Source organism: Burkholderia sp. BE17 (assembly GCF_009362305.1).
In the GTDB taxonomy this organism is placed as follows: Bacteria; Pseudomonadota; Gammaproteobacteria; order Burkholderiales; family Burkholderiaceae; genus Burkholderia; species Burkholderia pyrrocinia_C.
Window position 1 is genome coordinate 22,808 of record NZ_WHNU01000037.1, and the last position, 13,953, is coordinate 36,760.

The 13,953-nt window shown below is 68.6% G+C and carries 11 protein-coding genes; 5 read left to right on the top strand and 6 right to left on the bottom strand.

The window, feature by feature from the left end; translation table 11 throughout:
• Positions 1 to 21: 21 nt before the first annotated feature.
• Positions 22 to 1,233, bottom strand: a complete 1,212-nt coding sequence (locus GD429_RS28150; RefSeq protein ID WP_152861871.1) for a pyridoxal-phosphate-dependent aminotransferase family protein — start codon at positions 1,231 to 1,233, stop codon at positions 22 to 24.
• 740 nt (positions 1,234 to 1,973) lie between these two features.
• Here GD429_RS28150 and GD429_RS28155 point away from each other — a divergent pair.
• From GD429_RS28155 to GD429_RS28175, 5 genes are all read left to right on the top strand, one after another.
• Complete coding sequence (locus tag GD429_RS28155; RefSeq protein WP_152861873.1) at positions 1,974 to 2,957, top strand: LysR family transcriptional regulator; 984 nt, start codon at positions 1,974 to 1,976, stop codon at positions 2,955 to 2,957.
• 30 nt (positions 2,958 to 2,987) lie between these two features.
• Positions 2,988 to 3,986 carry a 2-hydroxyacid dehydrogenase gene (locus GD429_RS28160; protein ID WP_321574933.1) on the top strand — a complete coding sequence of 333 codons (999 nt, stop codon included), beginning with the start codon at positions 2,988 to 2,990 and terminating at the stop codon, positions 3,984 to 3,986.
• 236 nt (positions 3,987 to 4,222) lie between these two features.
• Positions 4,223 to 5,005 carry a 5,6-dimethylbenzimidazole synthase gene (gene bluB, locus GD429_RS28165; RefSeq protein ID WP_152861875.1) on the top strand — a complete coding sequence of 261 codons (783 nt, stop codon included), beginning with the start codon at positions 4,223 to 4,225 and terminating at the stop codon, positions 5,003 to 5,005.
• A gap of 244 nt (positions 5,006 to 5,249) precedes the next feature.
• Entirely contained in the window at positions 5,250 to 6,419 is a 1,170-nt protein-coding gene (locus GD429_RS28170) for an MFS transporter (protein ID WP_152861877.1), read from the top strand.
• Positions 6,420 to 6,511: 92 nt separating this feature from the next.
• A complete protein-coding gene (locus tag GD429_RS28175) occupies positions 6,512 to 7,672 on the top strand; it encodes an MFS transporter (protein ID WP_152861879.1) in 1,161 nt (386 codons plus the stop codon).
• 144 nt (positions 7,673 to 7,816) lie between these two features.
• Here GD429_RS28175 and fahA read toward each other — a convergent pair whose 3' ends face one another.
• The 5 genes from fahA to GD429_RS28200 are packed head-to-tail and all read right to left on the bottom strand — an operon-like array spanning position 7,817 to position 13,758.
• Positions 7,817 to 9,121: a fumarylacetoacetase gene (fahA, locus tag GD429_RS28180; RefSeq protein ID WP_152861881.1), complete on the bottom strand. Its 1,305-nt coding sequence runs from the start codon at positions 9,119 to 9,121 to the stop codon at positions 7,817 to 7,819.
• Positions 9,118 to 10,452 carry a homogentisate 1,2-dioxygenase gene (hmgA, locus tag GD429_RS28185; protein ID WP_152861883.1) on the bottom strand — a complete coding sequence of 445 codons (1,335 nt, stop codon included), beginning with the start codon at positions 10,450 to 10,452 and terminating at the stop codon, positions 9,118 to 9,120. The genes fahA and hmgA overlap by 4 nt, the downstream gene beginning before the upstream one ends.
• Positions 10,453 to 10,467: 15 nt before the next feature.
• Positions 10,468 to 11,829 (bottom strand): MFS transporter, encoded by a 1,362-nt coding sequence (locus GD429_RS28190; RefSeq protein WP_152861885.1) that lies wholly within the window; start codon positions 11,827 to 11,829, stop codon positions 10,468 to 10,470.
• Positions 11,826 to 12,056, bottom strand: a complete 231-nt coding sequence (locus GD429_RS28195) for a DUF2783 domain-containing protein (protein ID WP_152861887.1) — start codon at positions 12,054 to 12,056, stop codon at positions 11,826 to 11,828. The genes GD429_RS28190 and GD429_RS28195 overlap by 4 nt, the downstream gene beginning before the upstream one ends.
• A gap of 40 nt (positions 12,057 to 12,096) precedes the next feature.
• Positions 12,097 to 13,758 (bottom strand): FAD-dependent oxidoreductase, encoded by a 1,662-nt coding sequence (locus tag GD429_RS28200; RefSeq protein ID WP_152861889.1) that lies wholly within the window; start codon positions 13,756 to 13,758, stop codon positions 12,097 to 12,099.
• Positions 13,759 to 13,953 lie beyond the last annotated feature (195 nt).

Genomic DNA, 13,953 nt, shown 5'->3' on the forward strand with positions numbered 1-13,953 from the left:
GCCGGTCGGCCGCGTGCGGCGTTACGCGCCGCGTTGCGACAGTTCCTGTTCGAGCGCCGCGACGCCGGCCGGCAGGTCGACCGGCACCTTCAGGTCAACCATCGTGCGGCCGAACGCATGCAGCGTGCGGAACAGGTTGTGTTCGCGGCACTGCTCGCCCATCTGCCCGATCCGCACGATCGGCAACCCGAACGAGCCCGAAATCTCGACCTGGTACTGCTTCGAGATATGGCCGCAGACCATCCCGGGCGTGAGCCCTTCCGGCGTCTCGATCCCGACCACCGAATTGAGCCGGCAGTCCTTCGGCGCATAGAGCTTGAGCCCCATCGACTCGACGCCCGCCTGCAGCGCGAGCGAGCAGCGCAGGTGGCGCGCGAAGCGGCTTTCCAGCGTCTCCGCGCACACCAGCCGCAGCGCCTCGTGCAGCGCGAGCACGCCCGACACGGGCGCCGTGTAGTGATAACCGGCGTTGTGCCAGAAGTTCTCCGCGAGCGCCATGTCGAGGCACCAGTGCGTATTCGGCTCGGGACGATGCTTCATGCGCTCCCACGCGGCGTCGGAAAACGCGATCAGCGACACGCCCGGGATCGACGACAGCCCCTTCTGGCCGCCGGTGATCACCGCGTCGATGCCCCACGCATCCATGTCGAGCGGCATCGTCGACAGCGTGCACACCGCGTCGACGACCACCAGCGCGCCGGCCGCCTTCGCCAGCGCCGCGATGTCGCGCAGGTCGCGGTTCCACACGGTGTTCGACGTCTCGCCCTGCACGATCGTGACGATCTCGGGCCGCTCGCGCGCGATCGCATCCGCGATCTCGTCGAGGCTCGCGACCGCGCGGTCGGCCACTTCGAGCGTCGCGACGTCGGCGCCGACGCGCGTGGCCATCTCGGCCATCCGCGCGCTGAAGAAGCCGTTGCGGATCGACAGCACGCGCGTGCCGCGCCAGGCGAGGTTCGAGATCGCCATTTCCATCGCGGCCGAGCCGGGGCCCGCGACGCCGAGCACCCATTTCGTGCGGGTCTGGAACACGTAGCGCGCCATCTCCTTCACCTGCTCGATGATCTTCGCCATCGTCGCGCCGAGGTGGTTGATCACGATCGTGTTCGCCTTCGCGACGGCGGCCGGGATCGGAACCGGGCCGGCCCCCATCATCAGCAGCGGTTCTTCGGGCAGGATCGCGTCGAGCGGCACGACGACGGGACAGGGAATCGGCGAGTAATCGATGGACATGGCAGGTAAAAGTCGAGGAAAGGGAATGCACGGACGCCAGCCGGACTGCATGGCGAACTGATCGATCATTCCGCGTTCCGCGGCCTCGCGCAAGTGGCACGCGCGGCCGGACAGCGCGACGGTGGCCCGGTCGCCGGACCGGGCCAGCCGGCCGCCCAGGCATCGCGCGCCGGCGTTCCGGATTGGAATGGCATTGCCCGCCGGTTGCGAAACGGTTCCATGCACGCGATTTTCTCCGCCAATATCGCCGCGTTTCATCGATGCCGACGGTTCAGCGCGACTTGCGTATCGAACGGAATAGACCGGATGTTCGATAAAAATCTCCGCACGGAATGTGATACGCAAAATCCGCGCACGGGTAAAAACATCCATTACTGCAGCATGTATTGGGGAGCGATTCCCTAAATTACCGGAACAAACCCGATCGAATCACGAACAACCAATTGATTAACATACGAATTATTCGCCGCCACGATGCATATTCCAATACTCTGCCGCCTTTGAACGGTAGGGACACGAGACAGCCCGACATTTAACCAGTACTCGCGATTTCGATTTTCCGCAACCCGCCCGTTTTCTCAGGTTGACGGATATCGCAACTGTATTTAACAATCGTCTGCGGAATCGAAAACCGATTTTTCGATACGAGGGAGAACTGGGTGCCGCGCAACGCGTTTTCGAGGTTGCACGGCGAAAAACCACAACCATAATCAATCAACCGGGCCAGAAATACACAAGCCATGAACCAGATTCAGACCATGCGTGTATTCGTCTGCGTCGCCGAGCAGCAGAGCTGCCGGCGCGCAGCGCACCATCTCGGCGTGTCCAACGCGCTCGTCACGCGTTCGATCGCGATGCTCGAGGGCCACCTGAACACACGGCTGATCCACCGCACCACGCGCAACCTGTCGCTCACCGAGGCCGGCGTGCGCTACCTCGACGGTTGCCGCGCGCTGCTCGAGGAATTCGACCACCTCGAGTCGTCCGTCGCGCATGCCGTGCGCGAACCGGCCGGCACGCTGCGCGTCGTCGCGTCGGGCCTGCTGTCGCCGCTCGCGCTGACGCCGCTCGTCAGCAGCTTCCGGCTCCGCTACCCGGAGCTGCGCGTGCAGCTGACCGTCGCCGAAGGGCCGCTCGACGTGCTTGATTCGGGCTACGACGTGGGCATCGTCACGGGCAACCGGCTCGACGGCAACCCGGCGCTGATCGGCCATGCGCTCGCACCGAACCCGTTCGTCGCCTGCGCGGCGCCGGCCTATCTCAACCGGCGCGGCGAGCCGCGCGCGCCCGACGACCTGCCGGGCCACGACTGGGTCACGCTCGCGCCGCACCAGCATGCGCCCGCGTGGCAGCTGGTCGGCCACGACGGCGTCGCGCATTCGGTCACGGTGCGCCCGGCCTGCACGGTCAACCAGCTCGCGCTCGTGCAGGCGGCCGCCATTGCCGGCGCCGGTATCGCGGTGCTGCCCGAGCCGTGCGTCGCCGATGCGCTCAACAACGGCACGCTCGTGCGGCTGCTGCCCGGCTACCGGATCGACGACCCGGACGCGCAACTGTCGCTCGTCTATCCGAACCGCCAGTACGTGCCGGCCCGCACGCGCAGCTTCGTCGAGCACGCGCTCGACCACTTCAGCGCGCAGACGGCCCACGAGCGGAAAGATTACGGCTTCCTGCGCCCGTCGCGCGGGCCCGACCGCTCCGACATCGTCACGGGCCTGCAGTAAACTGCGCGCGTCAGCCATCGGAGGTGCAGCGTGCGCGTGATCCTGTTCAGCAGCCGGCAGTACGACGACGATTCGTTTACCGCCGCCAACCGGCAGTTCGGCTATCGGCTGCACTTCCAGCCGTCGCACCTCGACGCGGAGACGGCGATCCTCGCGCACGGCTATGACGTCGTCTGCCCGTTCGTCAACGACACGGTCGACGCGGCCGTGCTCGAGCGGCTGGCGGACGGCGGCACGCGCCTGATCGCGCTGCGCTCGGCGGGCTTCAACCACGTCGACCTGGCGGCCGCCGAGCGGCTCGGCATCGCGGTCGTGCGCGTGCCCGCGTATTCGCCGCACGCGGTCGCCGAGCACGCGGTCGCGCTGATCCTCGCGCTCAACCGCCGCCTGCCGCGCGCCGTCGCGCGCACCCGCGAAGGCGACTTCTCGCTGAACGGCCTGCTCGGCTTCGACCTGCACGGCAAGACCGTCGGCGTGATCGGCACCGGCATCATCGGCAGCGTGTTCGCGAAGATCATGATGGGCTTCGGGATGCATGTGCTCGCGCACTCGGTGCCGCCGTACAACGACGAGCTGATCGCGTTCGGCGCGCGATATGTCGAGCTCGACGCGTTGCTGCACCAGGCCGACATCGTCAGCCTGCACTGTCCGCTGTTGCCGTCGACGCACCATCTGATCAACGCGCAGACGCTCGCGCGGATGAAGCACGGCGCGATGCTGATCAACACCGGCCGCGGCGGCCTTGTCGATGCGCAGGCGCTGATCGACGCGCTCAAGAGCGGCCAGCTCGGCCATCTCGGGCTCGACGTGTACGAGGAGGAAAGCGGGCTCTTCTTCGAGGATCACTCCGACCTGCCGCTGCAGGACGACGTGCTCGCGCGCCTGCTGACGTTCCCGAACGTGATCGTCACGTCGCACCAGGCGTTCTTCACGCGCGAGGCGCTGGCAGAGATCGCGCACACGACGCTGCTGAACATCGAGGCCTGGCACGCGGGCACGCCCGCAAACGTGGTGAGCCCGAATCGCTGACGCCTGGCGCGCGGCCAGCCTCGACCGGCGAGCCCACTAACTTGCGAATGGTGTACTCGACGGGGTAAGGTCACCCGCCGCGCGCCGCTCGCTTGCCGGCCGATATCGCGTCCGGGCGCCGCATCCGCGCGCCATCAATAATTCCGGGTTTTGTTTCGACTGATGTAACGCGGCCCGCGCGCGGTCTGCTATCGTTGCGCCGACGTCATCCCCTGCATCTCCTGCTTTTGCCGCTCATGCGTTTCGACGACTCCGACATCGCCGCCGTCTACCGCGCCATTTTCGAACGGCGCGACATGCGCCACTTCACGCCGGCGCCCGTCGATCCGGTCGTGCTCGCGCGCTTGCTGCGCGCGGCGCACCACGCGCCGAGCGTCGGCTTCATGCAGCCGTGGCGCTTCATCCGCATCACCGATCCCGCGCTGCGCACCGCGATCCACGCGCTGGTCGAGGCCGAGCGCCGCGCGACCGCCGACGCGCTCGGCGAGCGCCAGGACGAATTCATGCGGCTGAAGGTCGAAGGCGTGCGCGAATGCGGCGAGCTGCTGGTCGTCGCGCTCGCCGACGGCCGCGAGCGCCACGTGTTCGGCCGCCGCACGCTGCCGGAGATGGATCTCGCGTCCGCCGCGTGCGCGATCCAGAACATGTGGCTCGCGGCGCGTGCGGAAGGGCTCGGGATGGGCTGGGTGTCGCTGTTCGACGTCGATGCGCTGCGCACGCTGCTGCGGATGCCCGACGGCGCGAAGCCGATCGCCGTGCTGTGCGTCGGGCACGTCGACGCGTTCTATGCGAAGCCGATGCTCGAGCAGGAGCGCTGGGCCGCGCGGATGCCGATCGAAGCGTGTCTGTTCGAAAACGGCTGGGACGATCCGGCCGCGCTCGACGCCGCCGGATCGCCTGCGTCGCCCGCAAACACGAACGCCGCAGCGGACCCGAACGCGCGACACGCATCGGACGCGATCGCCGAACCCGCACAATCCGTCGCGCTCCCCGACGGTTCACCCGAACGGCTGGCCTGAAACACGGCGCGGTAGCCACCATCGTTCCGACCCCGGCACGGTCACACGCCGCAGACAAACCGCCGCCAAATCCCACATTGTGAGCTTCCCGCCGGCTGCGCCGTCGCACGCCGGCAACATCCGTTTTGGCCCCGAGCATAAGGGTTTTCACTGAAGTAGAATCGCGCTGTCGTTCGCCTTCCCGTCCGCCCGTCCCGCGCATCCTGCGCCCGCCCGAGCGGCGGCTTTCCCCGAGCCTACCGCGATGCCCTTGCCTCTTTTCGCCCTCGCCGTCGCCGCATTTGGAATCGGTACCACCGAATTCGTGATCATGGGGCTGCTGCCCAACGTCGCGCGCGACCTCGGCGTGTCGATTCCGGCCGCCGGAATGCTCGTGTCGGGCTACGCGCTCGGCGTGACGATCGGCGCGCCGATCCTCGCGATCGTCACCGCGAAAATGCCGCGCAAGCGCGCGCTGATGGGCCTGATCGGGCTGTTCATCGCCGGCAACCTGTTCTGCGCGATCGCACCGGGCTATGCGGTGCTGATGGCCGCGCGCGTGGTCACCGCGTTCTGCCACGGCGCGTTCTTCGGGATCGGCTCGGTAGTCGCGAGCAACCTCGTCGCGCCGAACCGTCGCGCGCAGGCGATCGCGCTGATGTTCACGGGCCTCACGCTCGCGAACGTGCTCGGCGTGCCGCTCGGCACCGCGCTCGGCCAGGCATTCGGCTGGCGCGCGACGTTCTGGGCCGTCACCGGCATCGGCATCGCCGCGGCCGCCGCGCTCGCGGTCTGCCTGCCGAAGAACCTCGCGATGCCCGACACGAGCATCATGCGCGAATTCAGCGTGCTGAAGCACCCGCAGGTGCTGATGGTGCTCGGCATCAGCGTGCTCGCGTCCGCGAGCCTGTTCAGCGTGTTCACGTACATCACGCCGATCCTCGAGGACGTGACGGGCTTCTCGCCGCGTCAGGTCACCTATGTGCTGCTGCTGTTCGGCCTCGGCCTGACGGTCGGCGGTACGCTCGGCGGCAGGCTCGCCGACTGGCGCCGGATGCCGTCGCTGATCGCGACGCTCGCGCTGATCGGCATCGTCCTCGCGCTGTTCGCGGGCACGATGCATTTGCCGTTCGCCGCGCTCGCGACGATCTTCGTGTGGGGCATCCTCGCGTTCGCGATCGTGCCGCCGCTGCAGATCCTGATCGTCGATCGCGCGAGCGACGCGCCGAACCTCGCGTCGACGCTGAACCAGGGCGCATTCAACCTCGGCAACGCGACGGGCGCGTGGCTCGGCGGGATGGCGATCGGCTCCGGCGTGTCGCTCGTGAACCTGCCGTGGGTCGGCGTCGCGATGGCCGTCGCGGCGCTGGCGCTCACGCTGTGGTCGGCGTCGCTCGAACGCCGCCCGCTGGCCGCGCCGACCGAATACGTGTAACGCAACGGCGCGCATTCGTTGCGCGCGCAACACCATTCGAACCTGACGGCCTTCATGGACCTTTCAAGGTCCGCGGTGTAGCATCCCGGCCGATGAAAGCCATTCTCAATCGTGATTTCCTCGCGCTCATCCTGAGCGTCGCGGTCGTCGGCCTCGGGACCGGCGCCACGCTGCCGCTCACCGCACTCGCACTGACCGAAGCCGGACACGGCACCAACGTCGTCGGCATGCTGACGGCCGCGCAGGCGCTCGGCGGCCTCGCGATCGTTCCGTTCGTCACCGCGCTCGCGCGGCACATCGGCTCGCGCCGCGCGATCGTCGTGTCGGTCGTGCTGCTCGCGACAGCCACCGCGCTGATGCAGTTCACGTCGAACCTGATCCTGTGGGGCGTGCTGCGCGTGCTGTGCGGCGCCGCGCTGATGCTGCTGTTCACGATCGGCGAGGCCTGGGTCAACCAGCTCGCCGACGATTCGACGCGCGGCCGCGTCGTCGCGATCTATGCGACCAATTTCACGCTGTTCCAGATGGCGGGCCCCGTGCTCGTGAGCCAGATCGCCGGTGCGACGAGCATCCGCTTCGCGCTGTGCGGCGCACTGTTCCTGCTCGCGCTGCCGACGCTCGCGACGATCCGGCGCGCGCCGCTCGCGGGCGACGACGCGCATCACGAGGCACACGGTCGCTGGCTCGACGTGCTGCCGCGCATGCCCGCGCTGATCATCGGCACCGGGTTCTTCGCGCTGTTCGATACGCTCGCGCTGTCGCTGCTGCCGCTCTATGCGATGGATCACGGCGTCGCGAGCGCGACTGCCGTGCTGCTCGCGTCGATCATGCTGTTCGGCGATACCGCGATGCAGTTCCCGATCGGCTGGCTCGCGGACAAGCTCGGCCGCGAACGCGTGCACCTCGGCGCGGGCTGGATCGTGCTGGCCGGCCTGCCGCTGCTGCCGCTCGTGATCGCGAACCCGTGGCTGTGCTGGCCGCTGCTGTTCGTGCTCGGCGCGGCGGCCGGCAGCATCTACACGCTGTCGCTCGTCGCGTGCGGCGAACGCTTCCGCGGCGCGGCGCTCGTCACCGCGAGCTCGCTCGTGTCGGCGTCGTGGAGCGCCGCGAGCTTCGGCGGCCCGCTCGTTGCGGGCGCATTGATGGAGCAACTGGGCAGCAACGCGCTGGTCGGCGTGCTGGTCGTCTGCGTCGCGGCGTTCGTCGCGGCCGCGCTGTGGGAGCGCCGCGCCGCGTTGCAACGCGCGGTCTGACGCAGACGCTGGCACAGACACTCGTGCGCGGCGTCACACATCGGCGCACGCGCACCGCCACGCGCCGGCAAGACGAAAACGGCCCGCGCAAAGCGGGCCGCCCTGTCCTGCCGGACTACGCGTTACGTGTCACGCTGCGATCCGTCACGCACCCCGCGCCGGCAGGATCTTGCCGGCGCAGGTGCCGAAGCCGACGCGATAGCCGTCGCCCTGGCACCATCCGGCGAGCGTGAGCTCGTCGCCGTCCTCGATGAATGCGCGGCTGCCGCCGCCATCCAGCGCAACCGGCTCCTTGCCGTTCCACGTCAGTTCGAGCAGGCTGCCGAACGAATCCTTCGTCGGCCCGCTGATCGTGCCCGAGCCCATCAGGTCGCCGACCCGCGTGTTGCAGCCCGCGACCGTGTGGTGCGCGAGCTGCTGCGCCATGGTCCAGTACATGTGCTTGAAGTTGGTGCGGCAGATCGACGTCGCTTCTGCCGCGCCCTCGGCGCGCAGCGTCACTTCGAGCGCGATGTCGAACGCATGCCTGCCCGCGTGCCGCAGATACGCGAGCGGCTGCGGCGCCTGCTCCGGCTGCGCGGTGCGGAACGGTTCGAGCGCGTCGAGCGTGACGATCCACGGCGAGATCGTCGTCGCGAACGTCTTCGCGTTGAACGGGCCGAGCGGCACGTATTCCCACTGCTGGATGTCGCGCGCGCTCCAGTCGTTCAGCAGCACCATCCCGAAGATATGCGCTTCCGCGTCCTCGCACGCGATCGGCTCGCCGAGCGCGTTGCCCTTGCCGACGATGAAGCCCGTCTCCAGCTCGATGTCGAGCTTGCGGCACGCACCGAACACCGGACGCTCCTGGTCGGGCAGCTTCAACTGCCCGTTCGGGCGCCGCACCGGCGTGCCGCTCACGACCACCGACGACGCGCGGCCGTTGTAGCCGATCGGCATCTCCGACCAGTTCGGCAGCAGCGCATTCTTCGGATCGCGGAACATCGAGCCGACGTTGGTCGCATGCTCCTTCGACGAATAGAAATCGGTGTAGCCAGGAATCTCGACCGGCAGATGCAGCGTCGCGTCGCGCTGCGCGACGAGCACCTGCGCACGCAGCGCCGCATCGTCACGCAGCCGCGGGTTGTCGCGCGAGAACAGGTCCGACAGTTGCACGCGCACGCTGCGCCATGCATCGCGGCCGAGCGCAATGAATGCGTTCAGCGTCGGCGCGGCGAACGCATCGGCGCCGGCCGGCAGCGTCACGAGGCCCGCGCGCGCGAGCGCCGCGAGATCGACGATCTGGTCGCCCAGCGCCACGCCGGCACGACGCGCCGCCTGCTTCGCATCGCTGAAGATCCCGAACGGCAGGTTCTGGATCGGGAAATCGCAGGCGGGATCGTTCGCCGTGTCGACCCAGCTCTTGCGGGCCGGGTCGAGCGTCGCGCGCCAGTCTTGGGTGTCGCTCATCGTTGCTCCGGGTTGAAGTGTTTCTTGATGCCTTGCCAGCATTCGAAGTAGTCCGCCTGCAATTGCGCGGTGTCGAGCGCATAGCGCGTCGGCCGGATCAGCGTGCGGGTCTCGAACATGAACGCCATCGTCGCATCGACCTTGTGCGGCTTCGTCGTGTCGATCGCGGACGCCTTCTCGAACGTGTCCGCGTCGGGCCCGTGGCCCGACATGCAGTTGTGCAGGCTCGCGCCGCCCGGCACGAAGCCTTCCGCCTTCGCGTCGTACGCGCCGTGCACGAGCCCCATGAACTCGCTCGCGACGTTGCGGTGGAACCAGGGCGGGCGGAACGTATCCTCGGCCGCGAGCCAGCGCGGCGGGAAGATCACGAAGTCGATCGTGTCGACGCCCGGCGTATCGCTCTGCGACTGCAGCACGAGGAAGATCGACGGATCGGGATGGTCGTAGCTGATCGAGCCGATCGTGTTGAACAAGCGCAGGTCGTATTTGTACGGCGCGTAGTTCCCGTGCCACGCGACGACGTCGAGCGGCGAATGGCCGATGTCCGCGCGCCACAGGCGGCCGTTCAGCTTCGCGATCAGCTCGAACGCGCCTTCGCGATCCTCGTAAGCGGCCTGCGGCGTCAGGAAGTCGCGCGGGTTCGCGAGACCGTTCGAGCCGATCGGGCCGAGATCCGGCAGCCGCAGTTGCGCGCCGAAGTTTTCGCAGATGTAGCCGCGCGCGTCGCCGTCCGGCAGCGCGACGGAAAAGCGCACGCCGCGCGGGATCACCGCGATCTCGAACGGTTCGACGTCGAGCCGGCCGAATTCGGTTGCGATGAACAGCCGCCCCTGCTGCGGCACGATCAGCAGTTCGCCGTCCGCGCTGTAGAAGAAGCGGTCCTGCATCGAACGGTTCGCCGCGTACAGGTGGATCGCGCAGCCGTTCATCGCGGCCGCCGAGCCGTTGCCGGCCATCGTCACCAGCCCATCGACGAAATCGGTCGGCTCGACCGGCATCGGCAGCGGATCCCAGCGCAGCTGGTTCGGCGACGTCGGCGGCACGTCGGCCGAGTCGCCGAATTCCGACACGAGCCGCTGCGGGCCCGCATACGGCTCGAACGGCCGATGCACGGCCGCCGGGCGGATGCGGTACAGCCATGAGCGGCGGTTGTGGCCGCGCGGCGCGGTAAACGCGGTGCCCGACAACTGCTCCGCATACAGCCCGTACGGCGCGCGCTGCGGCGAGTTGCGGCCGTGCGGCAGCGCGCCGGGCAGTGCCTCGGTCGCGAATTCGTTCGCGAAACCGCTCAGGTAGCCGGCGGTCGCCGGTTTTGACAGGTCAAGCGTCATCGTTTCCTTTCTCCATCAATTCATCGCGGCGTTCGGCGCGTGCGCACCGTTGCGCCGCGTCACGCCCGCCAGGCCAAGAACGAACAGCGCCGAGCACAGCACGGGCACCGCGGCCGCGTGGAACAGCGCACCGTTCGACCAGTCGAGCGCAATCAGTTGTCCGCCGACGAGCGGCCCGAGCACCGAGCCGATCCGGCCGATGCCGAGGCTCCAGCCGATGCCCGTCGAGCGCAGCGACGTCGGGTAATACTGGCCCGCGAGCGCGTTCACGGCCGGCTGCCCGCCGACCACGCAGAACCCGCCCGCGAACACGACGACCAGCAGCCACGGCAGCGCATGCGCGACCGAGCCGATCAGCCCCACCGACACGGCCGCGCACGCGAAGCAGGCGAACAGCACGCGCACGAAGCCGTAGCGTTCGATGAACCAGCCGAGCGACAGCGTGCCGATCACGCCGCCCGTCTGCAGCACTGTGCCGACGATCACCGCCGTGCCCGGCGAATAACCCGCGTCGCGCATCACGGTCGGCAGCCAGTTCGACAGGAAGTACAGATCGATCAGGTTCATGAAGCTGATCGCCCACAACAGCAGCGTGACCGGCAGGCGGCCGTGGCTGAACAGCTCGGCCACCGGCGCGCCGGTCGCCGCGCGCTCGCGCACGACGAGCCGCGTGTTCGCATCGATGCCGGCCTGCGGCGCGAAGCGCGCGAGCCAGTCGCGCGCCTGCGCGACGCGCCCTTTCAGCACCAGGAACTGCAGCGACTCGGGCAGCCGCGCGACCATCGCGACGGTGAGCACGAGCGGCACCGCGCCGCCGACGAAGAACACCGACCGCCAGCCGAGCGCCGGAATCAGCGCGGCGCTGATGAAGCCGCCGATCGCCGCGCCGAGCGTGAAGCCGCACGACACCATCATCATCCGCTTCACGCGATGCGCGGCCGGACTGAACTCGCCGACCAGCGCCATCGCGTTCGGCATGATGCAGCCGAGGCCGAGGCCCGTGACGAAGCGCAGCGCCATCAGCGCGGGAATCGAGCCCGCGAACGGCGTCGCGAGCATCGTCACCGCGAAGAACAGCGTCGAGCCGATCAGCACCGGGCGCCGCCCGATCCGGTCGGCCAGCACCGACAGCCCGAGCGCACCGAGCAGCATCCCGAACAGGCTCGCGCTGAACACCGGGCCGAGCGCCTGCTTCGGCACGCCCCATTCGGCGATCACGCTCGGCGCGACATAGCCCATCGCCTGCGCATCGAAACCGTCGATCACGAGGCACAGCCCGCACAACACGAGCAGCATCCAGTGAAAGCCCGGTCGATGGGTCTCGTCGATCACGCGCTCGACTTCGAGCACGCGTGCGTCGGCCGGCGCCGCGCTCATTGCGCCACCTCGGCGGCCGGATGCACGGGCGGCGTCACGCCCTGGCGCGCGAGCGCCATCGCTTCGCGCAGCACGTCGGTATCGCCGATCTGGTTCGCGAGCAGCAGGATCAGCTTCGCGTTGACGAGCTGGCTGTCGGCGTCGGACAGGTCGCGATGCATGTCGATCAGCGCTTCGTAGAACGCGTCCGGATCGGCCAGGCGCGGGCGGGTGTCGAGTGAGGGCATGACGGGGTCTCCGGTGTCTTTATCGTGTCCAATGCGGTATTCAGCGTGCGCAGGTCGCGCGCGCCAGTGCGTCGGCAATCGCCTGACGGTCGAGCGTGCGCATCCGTGCGCAGACATGCTGGTCGGGACGCAGCAGATAGAACGTGCCGGGCTTCGCGTCGTAGCGTTGCGCGGCGAGACCGTCGACGTCCTCCACGACGTCGATGCCGGCCACCGGCTGCGCGTGCCCGGCCGGCACGACGAGCACCGGCCGCACCGGCAGCGCGAGGCCGTCGACGGCCTGCGCAAGCGCGGCCGCGTCGCCCGGCAACCCGAACAGCACGCCGGTGAAGCCGCCGCGCAGGTGCTGCAGCAGCCAGCCCGCCGCGCCCTGCACACGCACCGGCGCATCGGCTGCCGCCGCGCCCGGCCGCATCGCGCACGCGAATGCGTCGCCGCCGCGGTCCGGCGTGTTCAGCGGCGAATCGGCCAGCACGGCCGGCACCGACAGGCGGCCGCTGTTCACCAGCTTGCGCGCGAATTCGCAGTCGCGCGCGAGCTTCAGCGTCGCGTCGCGGAACACGCGCGACACCGGGCTTTTCGGCGTGATGAAGTCGGTCGAGCGCGTCGAGTTGCGGATGTTCTCGTCGGCCGCGAACTCGCGCTCGCTCGCGTACGTATCGAGCAGGCGGTCGGTCGAGCGGCCGTCGAGCACGAGCTTCAGCTTCCATGCGAGGTTGTCCGCGTCCTGCACGCCGCTGTTCGCGCCGCGCGCGCCGAACGGCGACACGCCGTGCGCGGAGTCGCCCGCGAACAGCACGCGGCCGTGACGGAACGTGTCCATCCGCTGGCAGCGGAACGTGTAGACGCTCACCCATTCGAGCTCGAACTCGACGTCCGGCCCGAGCAACGCGCGCACGCGCGGAATCACGCGCTCCGGCTGCTTCTCGGCGACGGGATCGGCGTCCCAGCCGAGCTGGAAATCGATGCGCCACACGTTGTCGGGCTGGCGGTGCAGCAGCACCGACTGGTTCGGGTGGAACGGCGGATCGAACCAGAACCAGCGTTCGGTCGGAAACTCCGCCTTCATCTTCACGTCGGCGATCAGGAAGCGGTCCTTGAACGTGCGGCCGCGGCTTTCGAGGCCCATCATCGCGCGCATCGGGCTGCGCGAGCCGTCGGCCGCGATCACGTATTGCGCACGCAGCGTCGCTGCACCGTCCGGCGTCTCGATCGTCAGCACCGCATGCTCGGCCGACTGCTCGATGCCCGTCACCTTGTGCTTCCAGCGGATGTCGATGTTCGGCAGCTCGAACGCGCGGTCGGCCAGATAGCCTTCGACGTAGTACTGCTGCAGGTTGATGAACGCGGGGCGTGCATGCCCTTCCTCGGGCAGCAGGTCGAATGCGTAGAGCTGTTCGTCCTGCAGGAACACCTTGCCGACGTGCCAGCTCACGCCCTTGTCGACGAAGCGCTCGCCGCAGCCGAGCCGGTCGAAGATCTCGAGCGTGCGCTTCGCGAAGCAGATCGCGCGCGAGCCGGTGGACAGCGTGTCGTCGTCGTCGAGCAGCACGACGGGCACGCCCTGCTGCGCGAGATCGATCGCGGCCGACAGGCCCACCGGGCCCGCGCCGACGACGATCACCGGGTGGACGGCCGCGTCATGCGCGCGCGGACGGTACTCGAACTTCAGCGTCTGGTAATCGATGCTCATGGTCGCCATCCGCTCCTCAACCCTGCCGTGAGCGCGCCGGCGCACCTGTCGTCCCGCCCGTCGCCTGCCGGCGCTCCCGCCCGCCTTTCCTGTCAACCGCCACGTCTCGCTCCTTGCTTCCTGTTGATTCGCGAACGGCGCCGTCGAGCGGCGCCCGAATGCCGCATTTCTTGATCGGCGACAAATCCTGGATTTACGAATAGT

What these genes read in the sequence shown, in the direction of transcription:
- fahA (WP_152861881.1), bottom strand. Translation starts at nt 9,121, where the DNA reads ATGAGCGACACCCAAGACTGGCGCGCGACGCTCGACCCGGCCCGCAAG.
- GD429_RS28190 (WP_152861885.1), bottom strand. Translation starts at nt 11,829, where the DNA reads ATGAGCGCGGCGCCGGCCGACGCACGCGTGCTCGAAGTCGAGCGCGTG.
- hmgA (WP_152861883.1), bottom strand. Translation starts at nt 10,452, where the DNA reads ATGACGCTTGACCTGTCAAAACCGGCGACCGCCGGCTACCTGAGCGGT.
- GD429_RS28155 (WP_152861873.1), top strand. Translation starts at nt 1,974, where the DNA reads ATGAACCAGATTCAGACCATGCGTGTATTCGTCTGCGTCGCCGAGCAG.
- GD429_RS28170 (WP_152861877.1), top strand. Translation starts at nt 5,250, where the DNA reads ATGCCCTTGCCTCTTTTCGCCCTCGCCGTCGCCGCATTTGGAATCGGT.
- bluB (WP_152861875.1), top strand. Translation starts at nt 4,223, where the DNA reads ATGCGTTTCGACGACTCCGACATCGCCGCCGTCTACCGCGCCATTTTC.
- GD429_RS28150 (WP_152861871.1), bottom strand. Translation starts at nt 1,233, where the DNA reads ATGTCCATCGATTACTCGCCGATTCCCTGTCCCGTCGTCGTGCCGCTC.
- GD429_RS28195 (WP_152861887.1), bottom strand. Translation starts at nt 12,056, where the DNA reads ATGCCCTCACTCGACACCCGCCCGCGCCTGGCCGATCCGGACGCGTTC.
- GD429_RS28200 (WP_152861889.1), bottom strand. Translation starts at nt 13,758, where the DNA reads ATGGCGACCATGAGCATCGATTACCAGACGCTGAAGTTCGAGTACCGT.
- GD429_RS28175 (WP_152861879.1), top strand. Translation starts at nt 6,512, where the DNA reads ATGAAAGCCATTCTCAATCGTGATTTCCTCGCGCTCATCCTGAGCGTC.